This is a genomic window from Paenibacillus sp. NRS-1760, from assembly GCF_050467785.1.
In the GTDB taxonomy this organism is placed as follows: Bacteria; Bacillota; Bacilli; order Paenibacillales; family Paenibacillaceae; genus Pristimantibacillus.
Map to the genome: position 1 here is coordinate 263,473 of NZ_JBITPK010000006.1, position 24,345 is coordinate 287,817.

At 42.9% G+C, this 24,345-nt stretch carries 29 protein-coding genes and 1 pseudogene; 10 read left to right on the forward strand and 20 right to left on the reverse strand.

The window, feature by feature from the left end:
* Positions 1 to 15 precede the first annotated feature (15 nt).
* The 6 genes from fabD to ACIFSR_RS03685 form a co-directional block, all read right to left on the reverse strand.
* Positions 16 to 954: an ACP S-malonyltransferase gene (fabD, locus tag ACIFSR_RS03660; protein ID WP_430054992.1), complete on the reverse strand. Its 939-nt coding sequence runs from the start codon at positions 952 to 954 to the stop codon at positions 16 to 18.
* Between the two features lie 134 nt (positions 955 to 1,088).
* Entirely contained in the window at positions 1,089 to 2,075 is a 987-nt protein-coding gene (locus ACIFSR_RS03665; protein WP_076268331.1) for a beta-ketoacyl-ACP synthase III, read from the reverse strand.
* 9 nt (positions 2,076 to 2,084) lie between these two features.
* The gene (gene plsX / locus ACIFSR_RS03670) at positions 2,085 to 3,074 is read right to left on the reverse strand and encodes a phosphate acyltransferase PlsX (RefSeq protein WP_430054995.1); all 990 of its coding nucleotides are present in this window, start codon (positions 3,072 to 3,074) and stop codon (positions 2,085 to 2,087) included.
* Positions 3,058 to 3,654, reverse strand: a complete 597-nt coding sequence (gene fapR, locus ACIFSR_RS03675) for a transcription factor FapR (RefSeq protein ID WP_054029019.1) — start codon at positions 3,652 to 3,654, stop codon at positions 3,058 to 3,060. Before fapR ends, plsX begins: the two co-directional genes overlap by 17 nt.
* Positions 3,655 to 3,931: 277 nt before the next feature.
* Positions 3,932 to 4,105 carry a 50S ribosomal protein L32 gene (gene rpmF, locus ACIFSR_RS03680; protein WP_006036546.1) on the reverse strand — a complete coding sequence of 58 codons (174 nt, stop codon included), beginning with the start codon at positions 4,103 to 4,105 and terminating at the stop codon, positions 3,932 to 3,934.
* Positions 4,106 to 4,143: 38 nt separating this feature from the next.
* Positions 4,144 to 4,665 (reverse strand): YceD family protein, encoded by a 522-nt coding sequence (locus ACIFSR_RS03685; RefSeq protein ID WP_054029020.1) that lies wholly within the window; start codon positions 4,663 to 4,665, stop codon positions 4,144 to 4,146.
* Between the two features lie 161 nt (positions 4,666 to 4,826).
* On the opposite strand from ACIFSR_RS03685, the gene ACIFSR_RS03690 reads away from it, so the two are divergent.
* Positions 4,827 to 6,077, forward strand: a complete 1,251-nt coding sequence (locus ACIFSR_RS03690; RefSeq protein ID WP_339208893.1) for a nucleotidyltransferase — start codon at positions 4,827 to 4,829, stop codon at positions 6,075 to 6,077.
* 20 nt (positions 6,078 to 6,097) lie between these two features.
* Here ACIFSR_RS03690 and ACIFSR_RS03695 read toward each other — a convergent pair whose 3' ends face one another.
* The gene (locus tag ACIFSR_RS03695; protein ID WP_339208892.1) at positions 6,098 to 7,153 is read right to left on the reverse strand and encodes a YlbL family protein; all 1,056 of its coding nucleotides are present in this window, start codon (positions 7,151 to 7,153) and stop codon (positions 6,098 to 6,100) included.
* A 208-nt stretch (positions 7,154 to 7,361) separates the two neighbouring features.
* On the opposite strand from ACIFSR_RS03695, the gene ACIFSR_RS03700 reads away from it, so the two are divergent.
* Positions 7,362 to 8,633 carry a nucleoside recognition domain-containing protein gene (locus ACIFSR_RS03700; protein ID WP_430054999.1) on the forward strand — a complete coding sequence of 424 codons (1,272 nt, stop codon included), beginning with the start codon at positions 7,362 to 7,364 and terminating at the stop codon, positions 8,631 to 8,633.
* A gap of 39 nt (positions 8,634 to 8,672) precedes the next feature.
* On the opposite strand, the gene coaD is transcribed toward ACIFSR_RS03700, so the two are convergent.
* The 5 genes from coaD to ACIFSR_RS03725 all read right to left on the reverse strand — a co-directional run bounded on the left by coaD (position 8,673) and on the right by ACIFSR_RS03725 (position 11,500).
* Positions 8,673 to 9,176 carry a pantetheine-phosphate adenylyltransferase gene (coaD, locus tag ACIFSR_RS03705; protein ID WP_076268326.1) on the reverse strand — a complete coding sequence of 168 codons (504 nt, stop codon included), beginning with the start codon at positions 9,174 to 9,176 and terminating at the stop codon, positions 8,673 to 8,675.
* Positions 9,163 to 9,759 (reverse strand): 16S rRNA (guanine(966)-N(2))-methyltransferase RsmD, encoded by a 597-nt coding sequence (gene rsmD / locus ACIFSR_RS03710; protein ID WP_430055003.1) that lies wholly within the window; start codon positions 9,757 to 9,759, stop codon positions 9,163 to 9,165. Before rsmD ends, coaD begins: the two co-directional genes overlap by 14 nt.
* A 669-nt stretch (positions 9,760 to 10,428) precedes the next feature.
* On the reverse strand, positions 10,429 to 10,740 hold the full coding sequence (locus ACIFSR_RS03715) for a YolD-like family protein (protein WP_430055132.1): 312 nt from the start codon (positions 10,738 to 10,740) through the stop codon (positions 10,429 to 10,431).
* Positions 10,741 to 10,796: 56 nt separating this feature from the next.
* Complete coding sequence (locus tag ACIFSR_RS03720; RefSeq protein ID WP_339208888.1) at positions 10,797 to 11,042, reverse strand: hypothetical protein; 246 nt, start codon at positions 11,040 to 11,042, stop codon at positions 10,797 to 10,799.
* 221 nt (positions 11,043 to 11,263) lie between these two features.
* On the reverse strand, positions 11,264 to 11,500 hold the full coding sequence (locus ACIFSR_RS03725) for a helix-turn-helix domain-containing protein (protein WP_339208887.1): 237 nt from the start codon (positions 11,498 to 11,500) through the stop codon (positions 11,264 to 11,266).
* A 340-nt stretch (positions 11,501 to 11,840) separates the two neighbouring features.
* On the opposite strand from ACIFSR_RS03725, the gene ACIFSR_RS03730 reads away from it, so the two are divergent.
* Positions 11,841 to 12,299: a hypothetical protein gene (locus ACIFSR_RS03730; RefSeq protein WP_430055006.1), complete on the forward strand. Its 459-nt coding sequence runs from the start codon at positions 11,841 to 11,843 to the stop codon at positions 12,297 to 12,299.
* 343 nt (positions 12,300 to 12,642) lie between these two features.
* Here ACIFSR_RS03730 and ACIFSR_RS03735 read toward each other — a convergent pair whose 3' ends face one another.
* From ACIFSR_RS03735 to ACIFSR_RS03755, 5 genes are all read right to left on the reverse strand, one after another.
* Complete coding sequence (locus ACIFSR_RS03735; protein ID WP_430055008.1) at positions 12,643 to 13,008, reverse strand: hypothetical protein; 366 nt, start codon at positions 13,006 to 13,008, stop codon at positions 12,643 to 12,645.
* Positions 13,009 to 13,184: 176 nt separating this feature from the next.
* Positions 13,185 to 14,015 carry a phage tail spike protein gene (locus ACIFSR_RS03740; RefSeq protein ID WP_430055010.1) on the reverse strand — a complete coding sequence of 277 codons (831 nt, stop codon included), beginning with the start codon at positions 14,013 to 14,015 and terminating at the stop codon, positions 13,185 to 13,187.
* Positions 14,003 to 14,185, reverse strand: coding sequence for a hypothetical protein (locus tag ACIFSR_RS03745; RefSeq protein ID WP_430055135.1), 183 nt, complete (start codon positions 14,183 to 14,185; stop codon positions 14,003 to 14,005). Before ACIFSR_RS03745 ends, ACIFSR_RS03740 begins: the two co-directional genes overlap by 13 nt.
* A 328-nt stretch (positions 14,186 to 14,513) precedes the next feature.
* Positions 14,514 to 14,696: a hypothetical protein gene (locus tag ACIFSR_RS03750; RefSeq protein ID WP_430055013.1), complete on the reverse strand. Its 183-nt coding sequence runs from the start codon at positions 14,694 to 14,696 to the stop codon at positions 14,514 to 14,516.
* Positions 14,693 to 14,821, reverse strand: coding sequence for a hypothetical protein (locus tag ACIFSR_RS03755; RefSeq protein WP_430055015.1), 129 nt, complete (start codon positions 14,819 to 14,821; stop codon positions 14,693 to 14,695). The genes ACIFSR_RS03750 and ACIFSR_RS03755 overlap by 4 nt, the downstream gene beginning before the upstream one ends.
* A 214-nt stretch (positions 14,822 to 15,035) precedes the next feature.
* Here ACIFSR_RS03755 and ACIFSR_RS03760 point away from each other — a divergent pair, with 214 nt between their 5' ends.
* The 3 genes from ACIFSR_RS03760 (at position 15,036) to ACIFSR_RS03770 (ending at position 17,528) form a co-directional block, all read left to right on the forward strand.
* Complete coding sequence (locus ACIFSR_RS03760; protein ID WP_339208877.1) at positions 15,036 to 15,545, forward strand: MepB family protein; 510 nt, start codon at positions 15,036 to 15,038, stop codon at positions 15,543 to 15,545.
* A 179-nt stretch (positions 15,546 to 15,724) separates the two neighbouring features.
* Complete coding sequence (locus ACIFSR_RS03765; protein WP_430055018.1) at positions 15,725 to 16,777, forward strand: IS3 family transposase; 1,053 nt, start codon at positions 15,725 to 15,727, stop codon at positions 16,775 to 16,777.
* A gap of 394 nt (positions 16,778 to 17,171) precedes the next feature.
* The gene (locus tag ACIFSR_RS03770) at positions 17,172 to 17,528 is read left to right on the forward strand and encodes a hypothetical protein (protein ID WP_430055021.1); all 357 of its coding nucleotides are present in this window, start codon (positions 17,172 to 17,174) and stop codon (positions 17,526 to 17,528) included.
* A 627-nt stretch (positions 17,529 to 18,155) separates the two neighbouring features.
* Here ACIFSR_RS03770 and ACIFSR_RS03775 read toward each other — a convergent pair.
* On the reverse strand, positions 18,156 to 19,925 hold the full coding sequence (locus tag ACIFSR_RS03775; RefSeq protein WP_430055024.1) for an ABC transporter substrate-binding protein: 1,770 nt from the start codon (positions 19,923 to 19,925) through the stop codon (positions 18,156 to 18,158).
* Positions 19,926 to 20,386: 461 nt separating this feature from the next.
* On the opposite strand from ACIFSR_RS03775, the gene ACIFSR_RS03780 reads away from it, so the two are divergent.
* On the forward strand, positions 20,387 to 20,641 hold the full coding sequence (locus ACIFSR_RS03780) for a hypothetical protein (protein WP_339208871.1): 255 nt from the start codon (positions 20,387 to 20,389) through the stop codon (positions 20,639 to 20,641).
* A gap of 510 nt (positions 20,642 to 21,151) precedes the next feature.
* On the opposite strand, the gene ACIFSR_RS03785 is transcribed toward ACIFSR_RS03780, so the two are convergent.
* Positions 21,152 to 21,424 (reverse strand): hypothetical protein, encoded by a 273-nt coding sequence (locus tag ACIFSR_RS03785; RefSeq protein ID WP_430055027.1) that lies wholly within the window; start codon positions 21,422 to 21,424, stop codon positions 21,152 to 21,154.
* 1,032 nt (positions 21,425 to 22,456) lie between these two features.
* Here ACIFSR_RS03785 and ACIFSR_RS03790 point away from each other — a divergent pair.
* Positions 22,457 to 22,705: a DUF2642 domain-containing protein gene (locus tag ACIFSR_RS03790; protein WP_339208868.1), complete on the forward strand. Its 249-nt coding sequence runs from the start codon at positions 22,457 to 22,459 to the stop codon at positions 22,703 to 22,705.
* 445 nt (positions 22,706 to 23,150) lie between these two features.
* Here the strand turns inward: ACIFSR_RS03790 and ACIFSR_RS03795 are convergent, their stop codons facing one another.
* Positions 23,151 to 23,435, reverse strand: a complete 285-nt coding sequence (locus tag ACIFSR_RS03795) for a hypothetical protein (RefSeq protein ID WP_430055029.1) — start codon at positions 23,433 to 23,435, stop codon at positions 23,151 to 23,153.
* Positions 23,436 to 23,608: 173 nt separating this feature from the next.
* Between ACIFSR_RS03795 and ACIFSR_RS03800 the strand changes: the two genes are divergently transcribed.
* Together ACIFSR_RS03800 and ACIFSR_RS03805 are read left to right on the forward strand one after the other, a co-directional pair.
* A complete protein-coding gene (locus ACIFSR_RS03800) occupies positions 23,609 to 23,722 on the forward strand; it encodes a sporulation protein YjcZ (protein ID WP_083681988.1) in 114 nt (37 codons plus the stop codon).
* A 199-nt stretch (positions 23,723 to 23,921) separates the two neighbouring features.
* A pseudogene (locus tag ACIFSR_RS03805) lies at positions 23,922 to 24,344 on the forward strand (NucA/NucB deoxyribonuclease domain-containing protein); the annotation flags it as partial.
* Position 24,345: the final 1 nt, after the last annotated feature.

Sequence of the window (24,345 nt, forward strand, 5' to 3'; positions counted from 1 at the left end):
CGAATCCCCTCCATCCTATTGTTCATTCACCTGCAGCGCTTCAAGCGCACTGATGCTGTTAATCGAGATGACACGTAGATTTTTGTCGACTTTTTTGATCAGGCCGGCAAGCACCGTTCCCGACCCGATTTCCACAAATGTATCAACGCCTTGCTCGACTAAATAACGTACGCTATCTTCCCAAAGGACAGGTGAATACACCTGCTCTACGAGCAGACCACGTATCTCATCCGCCGATGTTACCGCATTGGCAGTGACATTCGCCACAACAGGAACATTAGCATCCTTCATCGCTATATCACCTAATGTCGCTTGAAGATTTACAGCTGCAGGCTTCATCAGGGATGAATGGAATGGACCGCTTACTTCAAGAGGAATAACCCGCTTAGCTCCAGCCTCTTCTTTGCCGCGCTGGACAACAGCATCAACACCTGCTGCAGTACCTGACACCACAATTTGACCAGGACAATTCACATTTGCAAGCTCAACAGCCGAGCCTTCAGCTGTAATTGCCGCACAAAGCGCTGCGAGCGTATCGCGTTCAGCGCCGAGCACTGCTGCCATTGCGCCTAGGCCGCTAGGAACAGCTTGCTCCATAAATTGACCGCGAGCACGGACAGTACGAACAGCATCTTCAAAGGATAGGACTCCTGCAGCGACAAGCGCGCTATACTCCCCAAGACTGTGCCCAGCAACAAAATCCGGCTTCAGACCCCGGCCTTCCAACGCTTCCAATAGCGCAACGCTAACGGTAAGCAGTGCAGGTTGTGTATTCGCTGTTTGTTTAAGTGTATCTTCTGGTCCTTCAAAAATAATCTGGCTTAATGAGAAGCCCAGTGCCTCATCCGCTTGTTCAAAAATCGCACGGGAACGATCAAACGCATCATAGGCGTCCTTGCCCATTCCGACAGCTTGTGCGCCTTGCCCCGGAAAAACAAATGCTATTTTACTCATAACGTTTCCCCCTTACACACGTATACGGCTCGAACTGCATCAGACAGTATAGCTCGTTTCGCGGTGATATGTAAGCTCGTCATAAGAGGAAAACTTATAACGTCTTATTTTTTCAAAAAGCTGCAACGCTCATACTACCATACCAGAACCGAAGCTCCCCATGTCAAGCCGCCGCCGAAACCTACAAGCACAAGGCGGTCTCCTTCACTCACACGACCCTGCTCAACAGCTTCAGCCAGTGCAACTGGAATGGATGCCGATGACATATTACCGTATTTGTCCAAATTGACCATCGCTTTATCTTCCGACAAGCTTAGTCTGTTTAAAGCGGACTGGATAATCCGAATATTCGCTTGATGAGGAATAAGAAGATCAATATCTTCTTTGTTTAGGCCAGCTTTCTGCAAAGCCTCTTCAGCCACGCTGCCCATAATTCTAACCGCAAACTTGAATACATCATTGCCAGCCATATGAATGAAATGCTGCTTCGACTGGATGCTTTCTTCCGATGCTGGAACGCGTGATCCGCCTCCATGAACCTTCAGCAAGTCTCCACCGCTTCCGTCTGCGCCAAGCACAAACGATTGGAAGCCGCGGCCTTCTTCAACCGGTCCAAGCACAACTGCACCTGCACCGTCACCAAACAAAATGCAAGTGTTGCGATCCGTGTAATCAGTAATACGCGATAGCGTCTCAGCGCCTACAACAAGCACATGCTTGTACATGCCACTGGCGATCATACTCGTTCCTGTTGCTAGTCCATAAATAAACCCGGAGCAAGCAGCCGACAAATCGAACGCAGCCGCTTGCTTTGCTCCCAGCTTATCTTGAAGCAAGCAGGCAGTCGAAGGGAAAAACATATCAGGCGTAATTGTAGCAACAATAATGAGATCGATATCTTCTGCCGTAAGGCCAGCAGCGGCAATCGCTTCACGCGATGCATGCAGTGCAAGATCGGATGTTGCTTCTTCTGCTGATGCTAGGCGGCGTTCTTTAATGCCTGTGCGAGTAACAATCCATTCATCATTTGTTTCAACCATTGCTTCTAGCTCTTTGTTCGATAAAATACGTTCTGGCACGTATTTACCAGTACCAATTATTCCGACAGGATGTAAACCCATTTCGCACACTCACTTCCCGTTGATTTCTGATGCGATTGTTTCAATCAATTGTCCTTGAATGGCGCTGCGAGCCTGTCTTACGGCATTTTTCACAGCGAGGGCATCCGAGGAGCCGTGGCATTTTACTACAAGGCCATTCAGTCCAAGCAAAGGTGCACCGCCATGCTCCTTATAGTCCATTCTCTTCTTAAGCACACGCAGCTTAGGAAGCATGATAGCCGCAGCAAGCTTCGTTAACAGCGTTTGACCGAAAGCGTCCTTAAGCGAATCAAAAATCGTACCCGCAGCGCCTTCCATTGCCTTCAGCATAATATTGCCGGCAAAGCCGTCGCAAACAAGGACATCGCAATTTCGATTTAGAACATCTCTTGCTTCAACGTTGCCGATAAAATTCACTGGAGCTTGCTCAAGCAAAGCGTAAGCCGCTTTAGCCATCTCATTGCCCTTCATCGCTTCAGTTCCCACGTTCAGAAGCCCAACTCTCGGCTTCTCCAGTCCGTGAACCTTTGCACGATAAATGCTTCCCATAATTGCATATTGCAGCAGATGCTCCGGCTTTGCATCCATATTCGCTCCCAAATCAAGCGTAAGAATGCCGACATCATCCATCGTAGGCATCATAGGAGCAAGCGCGGGCCGTTCGATTCCATCCATTCGACCGACGACAAGAAGTCCAGTCGCCATCAAAGCGCCAGTATTGCCTGCTGACAGCATAGCATCTGCCTGCTTTTCACGAACGAGCTGTCCAGCAACGACCATGGATGCTCCTTTTTTGCGGCGTACCGCTTTAACAGGCTCATCATCTGGACCAATGACCTCATCAGCATGGCAAATGGTTATATTAGCGGGCTTCTGCCCTTTCATGAGTGGTTCAATAACTGACGTTTCACCAACGAGCAGCAGCTCTGTATCGGGCCACTGCGCCGCCGCATCAAGCGCTCCTTGCACAATTAAGCCAGGGGCATTGTCTCCCCCCATAGCATCAATAGCGATCCGCACGTACGTCTCCTCCTTCAGCATCTGTGTCTCCCGCGGACCGATAAATAACAAAGTTACCCTGGAACACCATTTCGTCTCCGACATATGTGAACAGCTCTACCTTCGCCTTGCTTCGCTCGCCCGAAATGGAACGAACATAAGCCTTGGCAATACATTTCTCCCCAAGCTTAACAGGTCGAATGAATCTAATGTCCGCTGTTACGGTAAGTGCAATTTCATCATCTATAATAGCAACGGCAAGTGAATTTGCTTGTGCAAATACGTGATGACCGCGTGCAATGCCCGTTCTGGAGAATACATGTTCTTCACGAATCTCGAATACCGAGATGCCGCTCTTGTCCAATTCCAAATCGACAATATCACCAATCACCTCGTGCAATGCGAGCGATCGAACGGAGTCGTATGAACGTTCTGCCATCAGCTTCAGACGTTCTCTAAGCTCTGGAATACCAAGCTCCATCCGGTCAAGGCGTATCGTCTGGATGCTTACTTTGAGCAACCTAGTCAGTTCCCGATCCGTTATAAAAGGATTTTCATCAATGTGTCGGGCAAGCTGCTGATGCCGCTGCCGTTTGGGCATTCGTTCGATGTTCGGCACCACCTTTTACCAAATAGTGAATGATAGACAATCTTATATCTGTTCCGCGGCCTTGTGAGGCATCAGTACGATTAGTATATGTATGTTGCTTGATATTATCACCTGGTACTAATTAAGTATATAAAAAAATACGCTCGAGCGCAATGTTGCATAAAAATATAACTGCTTTTTCATCCATTCCCTAGCGTCATACGAATCGATATGAGCAAAAAAATAGCACTTCATCACTTGGATGAAGTGCTATCCCAGACATCATTTCTTATTGGGAAATGATCTCTTTTGTTTTGTAATATCCGCAAACTTTGCATACGTGGTGAGCCAATTTCAGCTCGCCGCATTGCTCACACTTCACCATGCCCGGTACTGCAAGTTTGAAATGCGTACGACGTTTATCACGGCGAGTCTTGGATGTTCTACGCTGAGGTACTGCCATATTTAACACCTCCTTCAAAAATTCAATCAGCACTACTCTTATTCCTTAAATAGATCCTTTAGCGCTGCAAAACGGATATCAACCTTCTCCGTGGAGCAGCTGCATTTGTGCTCATTTAAGTTCTGTCCGCAAGTCTGACAGAGACCTTTACAATCATTGCTGCAAAGCGGTGCAAAAGGCATGAACAGTTGAAGTGCTTCTTCCACATAAGGCTTCAAGTCCAGTCTGTCCGCATTTACTTCAATGAAATCACTCTCTTCCTCTTCCATATCCTCATCACGGTCTTCGTCAGACGTAGCCCGCTTAAATACTTCAGAGAATCGAATAACCGTATGATCCTTTACCGGTTCAAGGCAGCGTGAGCAGGCAAGCTCGAGATCGATGGCAAGCTTGCCATCCACTTCGATAAACTCTTCGTGCCCAGTTACCTGAAGCGATACATGGAGAGGTCCCGTACGATAAACATCTTGGCGTCCTTTAAAAAGGTCACTAACATCGAGCTGTTCGTCGATTGTAGTTTTCAACCCTTTGGACATTGTTTCTTGAATATGAAACTGCATCAGATCACCCCAAACAAACAAAGATTATTATATCTATCAGACTACTGTTTTGTCAACATTTTCACACGGTTTTTCAATAACACTTGATGCAGACCGTGATTGTGCTCCCTCTCTATGCTATAGTGAAACAACCAACATTTAACAGAGAGAGGATCAAGCGAATGCGCACCGTCGGGCTCATTGTCGAGTATAATCCATTTCACAACGGACATTTGTATCATTTGCAACAATCGCGCAAAATAACGCAATCTGACGCCGTCGTTGCCGTCATGAGCGGCCATTTCCTGCAACGCGGCGAGCCCGCCCTGCTGGATAAATGGGCTAGAACACGTATGGCGCTTGAAGGCGGCTGCGATCTTGTCATTGAATTGCCGGTTGCTTACGCAACACAAGCCGCAGAGTGGTTCGCCTATGGCGCTGTGTCCTTATTAGAGGCGACAGGCGTCGTTGACAGCTTCTGCTTCGGAACGGAAAACGGTGAGCTTGAGCCGCTGCTACAGGCAGCAGAGCTCATTACAAACGAGCCGCCAGCCTTTAAAGCCTTATTGAAGCAGCTGCTTCAAACGGGAATTAGTTATCCGAACGCGTACAGCAGCGCCATTACCACCTACTTATCGGATCAGGGCTATTCCTCTGCCGCTAATTTTCCATTTGCGCTTCCTAATCATACATTAGCGCTCCATTATTTGCTTGCGCTGAAACGGCTAGGCGGCAAAATGGAGCCGTACACTATCACTCGTGAGAAAGCGCAGTACAATCAAGAAACCGCAACCGACAGCCAAATCGCAAGCGCGACCGCAATCCGCAAGCTGCTGCTCGAGAAACGATCTCTTGAGGAAGCGCGCGCTTATGTACCGGAATCCACAACGCGAATCTTGCAGCAGGAATGGGCTAGCGGACGTTGCCCGATTAGCTGGGAGCCCTTTACGAATGCGCTGCTTCACGCGATTGTAACTCGCTCGTCATATGAACTTTCGAACCTGCATGAGATGACAGAAGGATTGGAGCATCGCATTTTGAATGCCCTTCCCAAGCTGCCCTCGCGCCAGTTCGATGACCTGCTAGAAGCTTTAAAAACGAAGCGCTATACGAGAACGAAGCTGCAGCGTTCACTTCTTGCTATTCTGCTTGGACATCAGAAATCTGATTTCACACCGGATAAGCTTGCTTCGGGTGTTGAATATATAAGAGTGCTTGGTTTTACGGAAAAAGGCAAGCTTTTATTGCGACGCATGCGAAATTGTGCCAAATTACCTGTGCTGCAAAGCGCTGCAAGAGCACCAAAGCCCTTCCGTTATTTGGAGCTTGATACACAAGCGAGCAGTGTCTATTCACTAGGCGTACCGGGCATTCATGCCCCTCAATCGTTATTCCGTGATTTTACGGAAAGACCTGTAACCATCGATTCCTAATCGAAATAAATAAATGAAAGTTACCTTTCTTTCCCAGCGAGATAAACTTTTACTTGCTCCACAGCTTCCTTCAGCGTACTTACGCTGACCACCTTCATCGAGGCGTTAAGCGCTTTTGCTTTCGCCTCGGCATCCTTATAGTTATCAGAAGGAACAAGAAACAGCTCCGCGCCTTCCTCGCTTGCAATGACAACTTTTTGCTTTATTCCGCCGATAGCTCCGACCTCTCCGAGTGGAGTAATCGTGCCTGTCGCCGCAATGCGATGACCTCCCGACAAATCATCGTTCGTTAGCAGGTCCAGGGATTGCAAAGCAAAAACAAGACCGGCCGATGGCCCCCCAATATCGCCTACTTTTATACTGATACGGTTATTGTGATCCGATGGGTCCAAGCCGCGTTGTTCCGTCAAGTTTACGATGCCCAGAACACTCAAGAGCTGCTCGTTAGTCGAGACAGTTTTTAATGTATCCGATGAGTAAGAGACCTGTAGTTGCTGCCCTTTGCGCTCCACATCAAATAAAACGTTTTGCTGCTTATCATACCCTCTCAGCGTCTCAAACAAATCTGCCAAGCTGCTCGGCGGTTTTTCGCCATGAATGCCTAAAAGCTTATCTCCTGCTTTGAATGAACTTTTCAAAGGGTGATCGATAGGATTTACTTCCGTAATAACAACGCTGTTCAGCTTGCTTGCATAGGGTAAACCTGCGTAATGATAAGCAGCTTCAATCGCATTGTTTTGCGAGCCCTGCATGATGATGCTTAGCCTTTGTGCATACTCTTCTTTTGTGTATCCTTGCAGCACATCTCGTTTGAGATGCACATCCATATTCGAATTCCACATCGATTGAATAGTCCGCAAGAAATTAGGCTCCGTCATTTTCACTGCTGTCAGCAAAAAGTCGCCTTTTCCTAAAGCATCTCCCTTTTCAATCGTTACCATCGGTTTAACAGGTACAGCAATCCCCGGCTCATAAACAACATAGGGCGTTGGAGCATATAACAATACCCACATCAAAGCCGCTGTCGATACAGCGATCGTTGCTATTCTGCGAAAATCTGATCGTTGTTTTTGCAATCGCACACCCCGTTCAAACTTCCAATTTGCCAGTCAAATATAGCATTAACTATTCTGAGGCAGACAAGCTGCTCCAAATGGTCTATCCATGACTTTATACGCGTACTATTTAACGTATATGATTGTCCATCTCATGATGCCCTAGCCCTGCATTCCGGCGTGTCGCATCATTTCTATTTTTGCAGCAGATTAAAGGAGTGGAGTAGCATTGGCTAAAACAGTTATGTTAGCGTTCCTGTCCATATTGCTCGTTGTTGCCATCATCATTCAGCCAGATGCTGCGTTTCAAGCCTCGCTTCAAGGACTCACCGTCTGGTGGAATATTGTATTCCCCGGTTTATTGCCGTTTCTCGTATTGTTTGAGCTTATTGCTGCCTTTGGGCTCACGCATGCGCTAGGCTCTCTGCTCCAGCCGCTGATGAGCCGACTGTTTAGACTGCCAGGTGAAGCCGCGCTTACGATAGTTCTTGGTTGGATGGGTGGTTATCCCGCGGGAGCAGAAGCGACAGCTTCCTTACGCAAAAGAAACGTCGTGACAAAACAACAGGGCCAGCGGCTGCTAGCCCTAGCTCATATGCCAAACCCATTATTTATGCTTGTCGTTATCGGCGCAGGCTTTCTGCACAAGCCCATTGTAGGTGTCATTATTGCTGCAGCCGTATGGATATCCGCGCTATGGGTCATGTTTATAATGACGCTGTTCAGCCGTAAAGAGCAGTCAGGCCAGGAGCGGTCAGATCAGGAACAGTCAGGTCGACAACTAGGGCAAAAACAATCAGTGACAGCCAATGACGAGGAGCATCGCAGCACCATCCTTCATCGAGCGGCAGAGGCATTTCGCCTCGGAAGAGAGCAGGATGGCCGCAGCTTCGGCAAAACGCTTGGCGACTCTGTTGCAGCAAGCGTTCAGAAGCTTATGATGATCGGCGGATTTATGATTTTTGCTGCTGTGCTTGCAAAATTATCAGAGCCGCTGCTCTCTCCATGGCTGGATAAGGCTGGGCTAAACTTTATTAGCCAAGCTTTTTTTGAAGGTCATATGGGTGCTTATGCGGCTGCGATCTGGGATGCTCCCGGAGCCGGCATGCTCGGGAATGCTGCCGCTATAGCAACTGTGCTTGCATGGAGCGGACTAAGCGGCATTTTACAAGCTGGATATTTCATTACTGGTACGGACCTTAAGCTGCTCCCATTCGCATTATGGAGAATCGTTCATGCTCTCCATGCCTGTGTATTTATGATCATTCTGTGGAAGCCGCTCACTTCATTACTTCGTCCAATACTCGAACCTGGAGCAACGCCAACGTTGGCGCCATCTGATCCTTACTCGATGAAACACACTATCGCTGAAATCATAAATGCAAATGATTTACCATTTTTATGGCAGTTCTCCCTATCAGCCTGCATCCTACTCACTCTTTTGGGACTGCTTGTATCCCTCATTCTTCTGCCATTCCGGAGAACAGGTAAGTCGATATAATCCAAAATAAGATAAACAATGGCTTTTTCAAACATTTATTTAAATTTTCGAGTTATATTTCTCTCTTAGCTGCTTCTCCACAATTGGCGGTACCAGCTCATGCACTGCGCCATGAAATTGTGCAATTTCTTTTACGATGCTCGAGCTTAAGTAGGAATACTTCGGATTCGTCATCATAAACATCGTATCTATTTCATCATCAAGCAAATGATTAGTTGAAGCGAGCTGCAGCTCGTATTCAAAATCAGTTACCGAACGAATGCCTCTAATAATGACATTGGCTTGCCGTGTTTTCATAAATCGAACGAGCAAATCCCGGAAACTGTCAATTTCCACATTTGGAATATCGCGCGTCACTTCTGTAAGCAGCGCTTTGCGCTCCTCCACACTGAACAAAGGATTTTTACTCGAATTGTTTAATACGGCAACGATTAACCGATCAAATTGTTTGGCAGACCTTCGAATAATATCCAAATGGCCATAAGTTACAGGGTCAAACGTGCCTGGATATACAGCAACGCGCTCTTGTTTATTCGTTAACATCGGATTCACTCCCGTCTTGATGACTGTCATCGCTGTAATATTGATATATAGAAACGGCAATATCCCCGTATTTCGCATTCTTCAGTTGGTCAAAATATTCCAGCTTCTCCGGGTAACGGTGAGCTGCATCGTGCTCGACTACGATAATCGCATCCGGCTCAAGCATCTGATTTTGGGCAAGCTGTGTCATAAGACTATCCATCGTAATCATTTTGTATGGCGGGTCAAGAAAAACAAGCCGGAACTTTTGCTCCCGCTTCGCTAGCGCTTTCAATGCGCGCTCCGCATCATTTTTATAAATTTCAGCAGCGCTTCCCATCTTCGCCGTTTCAACATTTTGACGAATCGTATCAATGCTTATTCTTTCCCGATCAACAAAAACAGTACGTTCTATGCCTCTGCTCCAAGCCTCGATACCCAATCCACCTGTACCTGCGAACAGATCCAGTGCTATTCCTCCGTCAAAGTAAGGTCCGATCATGCTAAAAATAGCTTCCTTAACCTTATCCGTTGTCGGTCTCGTATTCATACCAGGCACAGCCTTAAGCGTGCGGCCCTTGGCCTCGCCCGCAATGACTCTCACTTGCAATTGCCCCCTTCTATCTCATTCCCGCCTATCGTACCATAGAATCCCGTTCATAATAAAGCAGTTGCATCTCGAAAATTGAGGACGTAGCTGACCTATATCTGTTCGACGATATTTTTTTCATTTTGAACAAGTATATTTACCAGTAATAAGGACAAAATAAATTTATCGGCGTCGCAAGATGTCGTAGACAACCGCGGAGAAGACTTACGTTTCCCCATAAGCTCTTCGTCCGGTTTCTCCTCTCCCATGAAAAGGAGCCCTAGTGATAGGGCTCCGATTTTTTGTCTAAAACCCTTTGTTTATAAGCTTTTTACACTCTTACGTTTTTATTATCTCTTTAATTGTCGCCCAATTGTCGCCCAAATTAAAAAAAGCACATATACCTGACTCTATCTATTGTAACTGTAACTGTGCGTGCCTAAAAGTTAGAATCCCTTCCGGGACGCCATTAAGAACTACCTAGATCATTTTAATGATTTACATATACCCGCTAAAGCCTTGATTATCAAGGGTTTAGCGGGTTTTCTTTTGTTTTACAGATCGTAAGAATACGATAGAATACGATAGGTTTTGATTTTTTTTACACTTTTTTTACACACTTGTTTAATGAACATAGAAAAAGCCCTTATTAATTATAAGGGCTTTTCAACTTCTTCTATATAATTAACTGCCTGCTGACTGTACCTTCATTATATCCATAAACGGAACTTTAATCATATCCCCATGATTTTCTACATGAACCGACTTTGTTCGCGAGTCCATCTTTGTTATTTTTCCAATAACAGGTTGATCCCAGTTCCAAACGATTAGCTTTATCTGCAATTCTTCTTGTTGAGCTTCGACGAGGCGCTCACCTAATTCCTCCATCTCAAATTCATCTCTCGTTGGTCTTTTCGGTCCTTTTGCTTTTGCCATCTCCAAATCCTCCAATTCTTTACTCTGCTTATTTATTGCTACAACATGCTCAGGTAACATCATGCGGCTGCTTGACCACATTTTAATACTCTCTGAATTTAATCGACTCACCTTGTTCATTTAATCCATCCACGGGACATCACCGGCTTAGCTGCTTCGCGGTTATATAGCACTTTGAACGTATTAGCTTTTCTATCCCATAAAACAAATCCATCTTTGACTAGTTCGTTAATTGCATCTTTCACCTGTTCTTCTGTCCGCTGAGCCTTTTGACTTAAATAATTGACATCTATTATAGAAGGATCGTTACGGTACACGTTCCACATGACTGTTAAAACCTTGCGCGCTGCATCATCAAGCATGCTGTTTAATCAACTCCACATCAATTATGCTTTCTACATTAAATACACGTGGCGCATTTGCACTTAGGCAAAAGGCTCTGACCTTACCATTTCGGACGGACAACACTTGAATTATTCGAATTGATATATTCCGTTTTCGGTCATTATAGAAAATTTGTACTGTCCGGCCGATATAGTTTTCGATCATGCCTTTCACCTCGATACGAATGTTTGGTCTTATTTTAACGCAAACAAGTGTTCTGTTTCAAGGCAAAAATAAAACTCCAGCATTTCTTGCCAGAGTCTTCTTTTTCAAATGTTATTATGTCGTTCAGGTCGCACTCTAAAGCAATACATAATTTATCAAGCGTTTCAAGGTCAACTCGCTTCGAGGTTCCATGATATAGTTCGCTCACTGTATTCCTTGCCAGCCCTGTCATCTTTACAATATCCGAAACCTTGAGCCTCTGACGCCCCATTGTCTCGCTTCGAAAGCGCTTTCTGAAAGGGTGAAAAGGAAATGAAGGATTGGGTTTTACTTCTTACGGCTATCATACAGTGCTACACGGCAATCATGATAAGTCAGTCGTAAGAAAAACAAAAAAGGAACCCCACGCAAGCGCCGCAAACGCAAGTAAGGTTCCTCGGAGAGGTCGCTACCACGGCCTCTCCGCCCAATCTTAACATATAGCAAGATTAAAATAAACGGAGGGAATCGCGATGAATGTAATTACATGGATCGTAATTGTCGCAGCTTTAGCTCTAAGCCTTGTTGCTCTTTTCAATGTTATTAAACACAAAAAATAAGGAGAGATTATATTGTTACTAAAAATACTTGGTTGGATTATTGCTCCGTTCCTAATGATTTCAATCCGTTGGAAGAAAATGAATGGTTTTTCCAAGGCTATTGGTTTGGTATGGTGTTTGATCTTATCTATTGTTTTGATTGCTGTAAACTCTGATCCAGCTGTTGAAGCACAAAAAAATGAAACGGTAGTCATTCCCTCAAATGTCCACCAACCTACTACCAACCAAGCAGAAACGACCAACGAGCAGTGGCAAGCAAGCTATAAACAAATCGCCCTAAATGAAGCAAGCGCATATTTAGAATTATACGCTTCACAATCATTATCAGATGAACGGCTTTCTTATGCCGTACAAACGCTCAAAACTCAAGCAGTCAACATAGAAGGAACTGATAAAACCAAATTCGAGGATCTAGCTTCATTTGTTGAGCTAAAGATACCCACGGGGCCAATACAGCACCTAATCCCGTAGCAATTGCTCTTCCTTCTGTTACGTCCACCGCCAACCATTATTTATACATGCCTTTTCTCCTCATATATATCTTTATCTATAAAAAATCACGTGAACACAAAAAGCCCACATCTGTGGGCTATACTAAAGCAATCCAAGCAAAATCTAATGCATAATCGAACTTCGTAATGTTTGTGAAATTTGGAGTCACCGTTGATCCCGAAACTGTATACGTCGCATTCCATCGATAAAGCGATCCAAATCCTTTTACGGTAAATGCACCGTTAATCTTATCAATGCTAACCACTTCTAGCTGTGTTGTGATTGGCGCAAAATTTAAAACTCGAAGATTCGTCCCTGGCGTTTATTTAGTTTCTTGCACAAAAAAACTATCTCTCACTAGTGCCAAACGCTCTTTAAAATCCTTGCCCTTGAAATCTGAAGGCAAAGTTATAGTTATATTTGGTATACCTTCACCATTGTCCGTTCCTGTAGCGTTCACGAAATATTTGCCGCTTGCTCCTGTAAAGTTATTTCCAGCAGCCACTAAATAGTTATAAGGCATATCTCCTGAAGCTGTTTTTCTTATTAATCCTGCTGGTGTTAGTGCAGTAGTAGAACCGTCTGTGTGATAAGCAATGGTACCGAACTGCCCTGGAGCAAATCCCCCCATGCGCAATACTTCACCGTCCGGCCCATCCACATGGAAGCCGTTGGCATCCGTGTACACTGACTTGTACTTGACTCCTTTTAGAATGCTAGCTTCCTTTGCTGCTTGCTCAGCATCATTTGCTTTTTTTGTCGTATCTGTCTTAGCGGCGACTAGGTTATTAGCAGCTTGAGTGATGCGAGCCTGTTCTTCAGCCGTTACGATTCCATCAGCATGAGCAATTGGTTCCTCTTACGCTAGCAGCGCTTTAGCTGCTGCAACCGCCTCTGCTGCTTGTCGTGCCGCGCGGTAGCTTTATTCTGAGCGTCAAGCGCTGCCGCTTCAAAGGCTGCTTGCTTCGCTGCATTCGCTTTTTGTTGAGCAGCTGATGGTGTTTCTTTTGTACTCGGATCATAGCCAGGATCAAAAGTAGTTTCCGAATTAATTCGAATAAGATTTGCATTTAGTATGCCTGCATTAATAACATCAGCCGTGAAGCCCGATCCCTTGCCAAATGTTCGCCAGTTCCAATTGCCGCCAACCTTTTCAGATGCGATGGCAAAGATACCAGGGCCAAGATACAATGCGCCATAATCTGGACTGTTCATATCCGTATTTTCAAGTAAAAAGCCTTCATTCAGTAGCAACTCAGCACTCGCATACGCCCCTGACGCAACAAGCTGATTTTTAAGAGTGTTTATCTTTCCTTCAATCCAGCCCGTGCTAATGCGCCCACCGCCTGTTGTCACACTCTCAACAACCCTTGCTGTATCTTGCATTTTAGTCAATGTATCTGTGGGGCTTGGAAGGAAATTAGCAAGCACCACCCGTGAACGTTCGGGAGATAGAGGATACTCCTCGTATTCTACAATGCGAGCCGTCACTTCTATTTTTAAATCCTCTTCATCAATGTGTACTGTATCGCCAATCTCGAAAGCTTCACTTTCTCCGTATCCCTTAACGCCTTTAAGCTCAGTAACATCCGCAACATAGGAAAGCAAATACGTGTCAACGGTAGCTAGATAAGCCTCGCCCTTGGTCTTCAGCACTTGTAAAGCCTCAATATCATCAAATGTCACCAGCCACATTTGGGACGCGGGTACAAGCCAATATGAGGACTATCAATAGGCTGCGGTAAAGAAATTCCATCTTTTCCGTACACAAAAAGCCGAGTAATGACACCTCGGCTCTCTTTAGTGCGGGATATGCTCTTAAGGTTTTTTCGGTAGCTGATCCATACGCCATTGTCCGCACCGATATGTTAGATTAACATTGTCCCGTTTCATTTCTGCATCAGACAATGCTATAAAATGATTTAGTCCCCACGCTGCACTCTTACGCTCTACTGTAAAGTCATGTAAGGACGTAACGGCTGCTGCATTGCCTTTAAATCGAGTATTAGCTAATTATGCCGTCTACGATAGCGGAAGCTGTAGCACCTGTATATTGAAGCAGCGGCACATACTCGGTTATGAGCTCCGTACAAACATGCTCAGCAAAAACCTTAGCAATCAATTGTCCAGAAGCGTCTCTGCTCTTATTATTCATTCGGATAATAAAGAGCTGGCCGGATACCTTAACGATATTTACCTCCTCAAGATACGGAACGGCTTCATCGGTGTATGGTACAGAAAATTCAAGGTGAAATCAGCATTGATTCGCTGGAAGATGCGCGGCCCTTGATCAATGGTGTTTCGAATGACAGCAAGCCCGAAATGAGAGAAATCCGTTTCTAGCTTGTCATAAATTACAATAATGTTATCGGTCATTCATCCTCGCCTTCCTCAACAGTGTCCGTATAACCTTGTAACCTCATTTGGTTTTGATAGGGGTTAGGCACTTCAGACAGCTGAAGCATACCGTTGTCTACCCTAAACTTATAGAACGTCAGCATTAGGCATTCCCTCCTTTCAAAGCTGAAACCTCAGCTTGTAGCTCAGCAATTTGCATCATCAGCTCAACGAGTACGTTTGATAATTAATAATAAAGATTGATCTTTTTAAATAAGTTCGATAATTTATAATAAAGTTTGATACAATTACGTCGACAAGATGGATTATGACAATTCAGCAATCGGGCCATCTTGTGTGAATTTTAGGAGTGAAGAAATGAATAATTTTTTTACAGCATTAACTTATGTAAATAAAAAGATTTATGAGTCGAATCACTTAACTGTAAAGTCAGTTCAAGAAGAAAAGCAAAATTCTAAGTATGGTGCTGGTACATTTCAATTATCTTCTAAAACAGTTCGATTCAGAGTTTCGAATATAACCCCTACCAAAGTAGGGCAGTTTGTTGCATTTTGGGAAAAGGACGAAAATAATCAAAATCAACCTTACTTATATGAGGAAGCCCCTGATTTATTAGTTATAACTACCTTTAAAAATGAAAATGAGTTTGGGCAATTTATTTTTCCAAAAGAAATTCTTTTAAAACAGAACATTCTTAGGTCTACTTCAACAAAGGGCAAAATGGCAATAAGAGTTTATCCTAGCTGGGACAGTCCGAGTAGTAAACAAGCGATGAAAACTCAAAAATGGCAGTTACCCTATTTTGTTGATATGTGTATTCCGAATCAATTTCCCCTAGAAAAAGTAATAGAACTTTATTCTCTTTAATCCTCCGCAATCGGGCGCGATTGTTGAAGATCATAGCCAGAAAATGATCAAACTTTATTATAAAAACTTCACGCCTGTTAACAAGAAAAGAATCCGTTTCATTATGAAGTGCACCCCTTAGAATTGACATTGGAAAAACCCCTAGGTTATTCCGATGAAATTCTAGGGGGTGTATTTTTGTGGCGGTTAAAGGGCAAAAGTTTAAGCATTATGAAGATACAACGAAAGTGGAGGCAATTCGCTTACATGTTGAAGAGGGATGGTCGTATCAAAAGATAGCGGATCACCTAAATATTAATGACAAGAATCGTGTGAAGATTTGGATGAGGAAATATAGACATCTCGGTGAATATGGACTTCTGGATGCAGGAGGTACAAAAACGAAATATCGTGTCATTGAAGCAGCAGCAGAATCCTACCCTCTTACTGAACTCTGCAAATGGTTTGGCGTCTCCAGAAGCGGATACTACGCCTACTTGAAGCGCAAAGTTATAGATCGCGATGAAGATCTCAAGGCATTAATTAAACGAGTGTATACGAAGTACAATGGCGTATATGGATATCGGCAGATTCAAATGCATTTGCTTCAAGACTATGAAAAACGTGTGAATCACAAGAAAATTCTTAGGCTTATGCAAGAGATGGGGATTCGCTCTAAGATGCGTCAGAAGCGACGTCAGAGCTATAAAACCACAGTAGGTGCACGCGTTGCGGAAAACCTGCTTCAGCGGGAGTTTAAAGCGGATAAGCCTAAACAAAAGTGGGTAACGGATGTCACTCAATACCGCGTGGTCGATACATGGATATATTTATCTGCCATTAAGGATTTGTATAACGGAGAACTCGTAGCTTCTCATATGAGCCTTCGTAATGATAACCAACTCGTCCTACAAACCTTTGAGAAAGCGTTTAAAAAGGAAACAGACGTGACTGGATTGATCGTTCACAGCGATCACGGATTCCAGTTCACGTCCTACGATTACCAAGACATGCTGCTGAAGGTTGGCGCCCGAATCAGTATGTCCCGCCGAGGCAATTGTTATGACAATGCCTCTATGGAGAGCTTCTTTTCGCATTTAAAAGCGGAAGCACTCTATCCTTATCATATCCGAAGTTTAGAAGAGGCACAAAGGAGAATTGAAGAATATTTGCATTTCTATAATAACGAGCGACCGCAGAGAAAACTAAAAAAACTGATGCCTGTTGCTTACAGACGTCAGCTTTCTGTCTAGGTGTTTTTTGCAATGTCTACAAATAGGAGTCTTGACCAAAGCAACTTTTTTCGCGGCGATCTTTTTTTACAACTTTTTGGTGCATCCATTTTTTTAGCCACCCCATGATCCCAATTCCAAACAGTTAATATCAGTTCCGACTCTTTCTGCTTAGATTAAACTAGCCGCTTCCATTTTAAACTCACCACTTCTTGGTCATCTCTATCCTTTTGCCAATCTCTTCTCTTCCAGTTAAATAGTATCTAGGCAAGATTAACGATAAAACCATGCCCAGCAATGCTTGGATTTTAAAATAATAAAGAAGAATCTTAAATAAGAGAGAGAAATAAATAAATTAGGTGTACAATACTAATAGACTCCTGTTAAGGAGTAAAAATAGATATGAGGTGTTCCCTTGATTCCAGAAGGTATTAATTGTTCTGTGTTTTTTGATGAAATTAAACAAAAACCAAAAAGTAACTCCACATTAATAATAAAAGGGATTGTCAGTTCGGGATTTAAAATTAAAATGAACTTGGAGTACTCAGGGGTAGAACTTATCGATAACAGCAACGCCATGATGCCGGACGAAATTTTAAATTTACTAAACGAAGATTTAAATGAAATTTTCGGAAACGGACCATTTGATAAGAAAGTATTAAAACAAGAAATTAAAAACCTGAATATGCTGTATTATGTAAGATATAATGGTAAAGCATATCGAAGCGATGAATGGGATGCTATGCAGCCAGAAGATTTTGCACAAATGTAATAAACGCCATCATTTATAACGATATTGAAAATCCAACTCACATGCAAAAACAGGAAAAAAGCCTCCCTACTATTATGGAGACTTCTCCCTGTTTGTGAGACAAGAATGGCAACCAGTTGTCGAAATCCTATGGATTTTAGCTCTCTGCCTATGGCTTTTCATTGACAACAAATTAGGGTCTCGCCCAACCGTGTATTATCAATTCCGTTCAGTTACCTATTTGCATATCCTTCAGCCCCATCCCGCTTGTCATATCGATACGCCTCTCAATATAAGACAACCTAATTAAAAAAAAGATACAAGGATTTTTAAAATAATGAAATATCCAAGAAATGCTTTTTTTCTTATTTTGGGTAAGGTTCACCATAATGGGTCTAACTGCGAATAATTCGCGTGATCTCCTTAAGCAGTACTCGTATTGTTCAATGAACTTTAACATTTCATAATTTTTTTAAAAGCATTCAAGAAAAATCAGTAGAATATAAGCAAGAAACTTTTATAAAGGTTGCTGAGTCTTTTAGTTAATCAGATGTAAGCAATGAAAAAAATCCTCCTCTAAATGGCTTTTGAGGGGGATTTTCTAAATCTCATTCTTTATTTTAAAGATGTAAAAAGAGGAACCAATTGTTAGGCACGCCAAATGTGTTTGAAATCAATCCAGCCGAGCGAATTGATCCGGACTCCTTTTAAAGAAGGATGGTAGTCGGTATAAAATTTACTATGAAGCAAGAATAAGACCTGGTACTCCTCCCGAATTCTCTCTTCAATTTCTGTGTAAATAGCCATTCGGTCTGGCGAATTCCTGCAAGCAAGCGCCTCATCAAATCGATCAAGTGTCCAAACCGAAAGCTCCGGCGTCATCAGTCTCTTCAAGAAGCTGTCTTCCTGTTCACAGCTCTCGATCAAACTAACCTCATCCTCAGGAAATACGAGCGAATACAGCGTCAAATCAACCTCATCCAGCACATTCTCCGGTGACTCAACACGAACCTGCATCTTAATGCCATAGTCGGTACACTGCTTCTGAATCCATCGGGCATCAGCCTCATTACTCGTATGCGAACATAACGTAATCGGCGATTGATTGAATCCATATCGGACAATCTGCTTGCGCAGCTCCTCATCACAACCTGTTTCGCTTATTCCTTCAAAAGGTTCTGATTTAGGGAAAAAACCTTTGGCCAGCATATACCGGTAGCCTCCAAGTTCGCGAATCATTCGATTCCGGTCAAGCAGCTGATCTAAAATAGAGCGGAACATCTCCGACTGCTGAAGTCCTGCTCTCTGCATGTTAAAGCTCAGCATACTCGTACAGACGTTCTTGGATTCAAGCTTGATCCAGCCGTTCTCTTCCATCACAGCCAGCTGCTTCGGATTACAGATAAGTTGCTTCCAACTTGCCACATTGGCCTTAAGAGCTTCATGCTGCGGTACATGTACGATTTCGACCTGGTCCAAAAGAGGACGTGATTGAAAATATTGTACATTTGCTTCAAGCAGCAGCCTTGCACTGTTCCACTCTTCAATCTGGAAAGGGCCTGTGCCAATGGGACGCTTCCAGAACATCTCTTCGCTTTGCCCCAGCAGGCCTGAGGGCAATATTGACATTACAACGGAGCAGGCATATTTGAGAAATAACCAGTTGGGTTTATGCAATTGAATGCGTACAATCCGTTCTGATATGGCTTCGACTCTGTCCAGCGACCGCATAATCCAGCTATTAATTTTTCCGCTTCTCAGACGTTCTATCGTAAAGACAACATCAGCTGCGGTAAGTTCAGTTCCGTCATGGAATAATACGCTTTTCCTCAGATGAAAAGTCCATGCAGTAGCATCCTCATTGCATTCCCACTCATGGGCGATACAGGGCAATATCCGGCCCGTATTCTCCTCCAGCACGACAAGTCTGTCACAAATCTGCTGAATGATATGCGCATCAAATGAAAAGATACATTCTGCCGGATCCAGGGTCATGATCGTCCTTGTAATAGGAAGGCGCAGCACATCGGCCAGTTTCCCCTGCTGTTTGTGGAAGCCAAAGCTGCCTCTCATCCACTCCATAAATTTCTCATTTGCCGCCGTTCCTTCCCCAAAGTTCTGGAGAAGATGAAAAGCCTTATTATAATCACCGTCTTCAGCATACTGTCGTGACAGATCCAGAAGCAGCTTCTCCCGGTCTTTCTGGAAGGTAATCTGTGATCGATTGCCCCTGCCTCTTCCTGCCTTCCACTCAATGAAGCCTTCCTCTGACAGTTTGCGGAGGACAAGCTTGGCATTTCGTTCCGTACAATACAGCGCCTCAGCTATTTTCTCAAGTGATGCCTCTGCCGCTGCCCCAGCTCCAAGCTCACTCGCAAACCGCCCGTATAGCGTCAAATAACGTTCAATTGTTAACATCGTAATTCCTCACCTCACTTAAAAGAGGAAATCTATTGAGCATATTCTACACTCTTTACACCTTTCTTTCACCTGTATAATGAAATTAACAAGCGAGGTACCCTAACCAAATTCCAAATTTTACGTTTTGCTATGTCGAACAAATAAAATGCAATATTTAATTAATGATATAGTACTATCTCCCTTGAACGAAATATATTATGTAATCGTTTTAAAAGTTTACGATAACCAGCTAAACTTAATTTACTTAAGAATTTGACGTTTTTAATACCAGTTTACAGTGAGTGATTCGCAAATTCGCAGGAAAACATCCTGACGGCTCTTTTTTCTGATTTACTTTTAATTTTATACTACTTATCAATCTATCATTTCAATGTATCTCAAAAAAAGGCATCATTTAAGTCACAATCTATCATCCTCCAGCATTTGATACAGAGTCTAGTGAAAGCGAGGTGATAGATATGTCTTCTGTAGGTATTCCTTTAGAACCTGATTTAGTATTAGTATCCTGGACAAGAAACCCGCTAATCCCCGGTTCTGCTCGCAAAATTACTGCTTCCCGTGTCATCGGCAGTGCTAAACCTTGTGAAAGCAAACTAACTTCAGGCTCGCTCCTTATCCCTGCAATAAAATGCTTGAAGAAGAACGGCTTTATTGTAGTTGTTAGCAAGAGAACAACAGCTGTATCCGGCTATTTACTGTTACAACGCGGATAGCATGATTTTTATTCATGATTTGGTTTATGAATTGGCTCTTAATCGGGGCCCTTTTTTTAGTTTCCCCTCATTCTGGTTCTAACGATGTAACACTTTAGTTGAAGTTTCAATTTCTGATTCTACATCAATCCAATAATATCACCCTATTTTTTGCTCAAATTGTGTATTCTTACTTTGTTTTGTATGTTAAAATTTAGTGGAATTATCAAAGAATTTGTCGAGAGAAGGCATTGCGATGAGTAGAAATAGAAATTATATAATCGAATTTTTTCTATTAACTTTACAGTTAATAGTTATTGTTTTAAGTTTTATTAAATTAGCAAAACAAGACGACTCAGAATCTTGATTTTCAATATGAACCAGTTTCATAATTAATTAATCCTACATATGTCCCCTACCACACGAATCACACGAATCTTGATCACGAACACATGAAAGAGCCTACAGATTTATCCGAAGGCTTTTCATCTTCACTTATTTCATTGCCATTGCGTTTCAACACTTTAGCTCTTAGGAGTCTTGAAGTGGGTTGTTTTGAGAAGCCATAGCAGCAGCTTGTGCTTGTTGTAGTAATTGTTGTGCTGCTTGAATGTCTTGTTGTTCTTGTTTCACTTGTTGTTGAGCCTGCAAAACATGTTGAATCTCCGTTTGCAGGAGCTGTTCCGCTTCTAGTAATTCTTGACTCTCTACTTGCATCAATTGATGCGCCACCTGAACCTCTTGCTGTGCTTGCTCCAATTGTTGATTTTCTAGAAAATCAGCAGCATTCTTTTTCACGCTCATTGAATGAACCTCCAATAATTATTGTTATAGTCCTTTATTGCCCAATAATTATAGTGCTCATATTTACATTTTTTATGCTGAAAATGATTTCGGTTTAGGTATTACCTGTCTTTAATAAGGAGCAGTACATCGATTTATAAAATTAATCTAAGGATGTGATCACTCATGGACTCAGGTCTCTTGATCATATTCAGCGTTACTGGTGTTTCTCTTAATTGGAACTGTAATTACCAAAATGATATTAAACAAACAACTACCTAGCAATAACTGCACTCCTTTTAATTGCATAATGGCTCAATCACATGTGGAGTTTCAATAAGAAAAGTAAGAAAAAATAGTGAACTATACTTATGGTGATGATTAAAGTTAGTTCTTCAATACCCGATAATGTAGTAATCGTTAGCAAAAAATCTTCATTACTCAACCAAAATAAAGAGGGGCTTGCTCAGAAGTAGATCTATCTACGTTTGGAACAGCCCTTACTTTGTTTGGTTGATAAGGCTTTTCTTTGATTTCACTGCTTCCAACAATGCTCTCTCCTACTAGACCTATAGCTAACGAACCCAGCAGCTCTTATTTAACCCATTTATAAGGGATTAAAATTTTAACGAACTCCAGTATCCTTATTTCGAGAAAAGTAACGCATAACACCATCTTCAGCAAGCTATAACGTCTATACGGTTCGTTAAAACTTCAGAAAGGCAGTTTTATGCTAAATAAGCAGGATACAGTTCGTTAGAGATAGATGTGAGCTTAGGATGATATGCGATTTCGGTGAGATCAGTGAGACGAATGAGTGAAATGAATCCGAACGTGATTGCCGTCAGGTTTGGATAAAAGGGTTGGATAAATTGTATCTACTATAGTTCTCATATTTTAGTATTATCGGTTTTTTAAAAATAGTATGTTGTACCTATTTATTACTTTTATGTATGTCAAACGAATCGAATAATAATACAGGGCTTTAGCCCACTCCATGCACTAGACATCTGCATATGATGGGTTAGAACCTATATTTAAGGAGTGGATAATTTGTATCAACCAAGCAACGTCAGTCCAGTTCAGAGTAATCCCGTTCAAATTCAAACTGTATCGGCCATTGATCCTTATGTAGTAGAAGCCCTCATGCGCTTAACTGGTCGCTGCGTATTACTCGAAACAACGAGGGGAGCAATCGAAGGATCTATCATTGACGTAAAACCAGACCATGTGCTCCTGCAATTACACAGCCGTCAGGCTTGCGTTCGAATCGCTGAAATTGTATGGACAATGCCATTATAAATCGAACAAAGGGGCGCTCCCCTAGTAGGCAAACCTACTTGGAGAGCACCCCTTTTTCTTATGAATGCTGTTACTTTATTTTGTTAGACTCTGCATCGAGCATTCTCAAAAAAAACCTGTAATCATCCACTATTCAAATGGTATAATTCCAATAATTAGGTAAAGAAGGTGATGCTCCTGTTTTTCTCCAGCGAATTCAATCCATGGAAGGCTTTGCTTCATTTATTCATTTCGTTGTTTGATACTACGCTAGCAAAATATCTTTTCTTCGGGCTCATGCTCCTTGTATTTGTATTACTCTCCTTAAAGAAACGATCCTATGGAGAAGAATCTCCCAAGATGAAAGAAGCAGAACAGGTCGCAGAAAAAGTTGCAAAATATACAGGTCGACTATTAATGTTTGGCGCAGCAGCATTTGTTGTATTTCAATTAACAAGAATATACATCATTGATTAGATCGCGCAACAGCTTTGGCTGCTCCAAACTGCAGACGATATATAACGATTGCAACAACAATTACAATACTTAGTACAACAAAAATATTACTGTACACATACGCTGTTGGATTCGTCACAACCGGATTTAAGTGAAAGGATGATGAACCTTTATCAAGCAATTTGCCAATTAGGCTCATCGCAATGGCACCAGAGATAAAGTTGATCATCGACAACAATCCCATGCCTACACCCGTCTCTTCTTTCGGTAACGTCCGAGATATCGTATTCGACAAAATAAAGCGTATCCCATATGCTGAATTCCTACTAAATCTCCAAATTCTCCATCACAAAGGGCTCTCATCGGCTAGTGACATATATAAAAAGTCTCTATAACAAACACCCAATCAAAAAGAAAAAGTGGAGCATAACCTATAGAATCTTCAATTCAAAGGAGGTGCTATGAAAAATGTCCGGTCACGTTGGCGGTGCTTTCACTAACACTGGTACGATTCTGGTCCTTTTCATCTTGTTGGTTATTATCGCTTGCACTTGTGGTGCATTCGGCGGTTACGGCAGATAACCCTCTAAACACAGAGCTTCTAAATTATCCTCATACACTTCCTCCGAAGACCTACTCGATAGGTCTTCTTTTTTTCTTCGATAAATTCATTTTATATTCGAAATTATCCGTTTTTGCACAGTATTGTAAACCTCATCCTATCCGTGACTGCAAGCTGTATTGTATGATGGTTTCAAATGACTAGAAATGGAGACCCATCATGAGATCATTGTTAGCCGCATTACTCACCCTCACGCTTATCCTCACAGGATGCGGACAATTCATTATCAGTTCTGATTCAAACCCGGCTTCCACTGCTTCAGAGTATGGAATGACGATTCATTTGCCTACTGATCGTTATCCAGAGACGATGGCGCATATTGCAGCAGCCATTCGTGCAGGTGCTTCAGCCGTTTGTACGATCGATCGAGATGGCGCTAATGCTAATCGTGAAGCCTCGTTACGGGGTATTCCAACCAAAAAAGGCTATGATCGAGATGAATGGCCGATGGCCATGTGCAAAGAAGGCGGTGCTGGTGCGGATATCGCTTATGTTTCTCCTAAGGATAATCGCGGCGCTGGTTCGTGGATTGGAAATCTTTTGACTGATTTAGAGGACGGAACGCGTGTATTATTCGTTATTG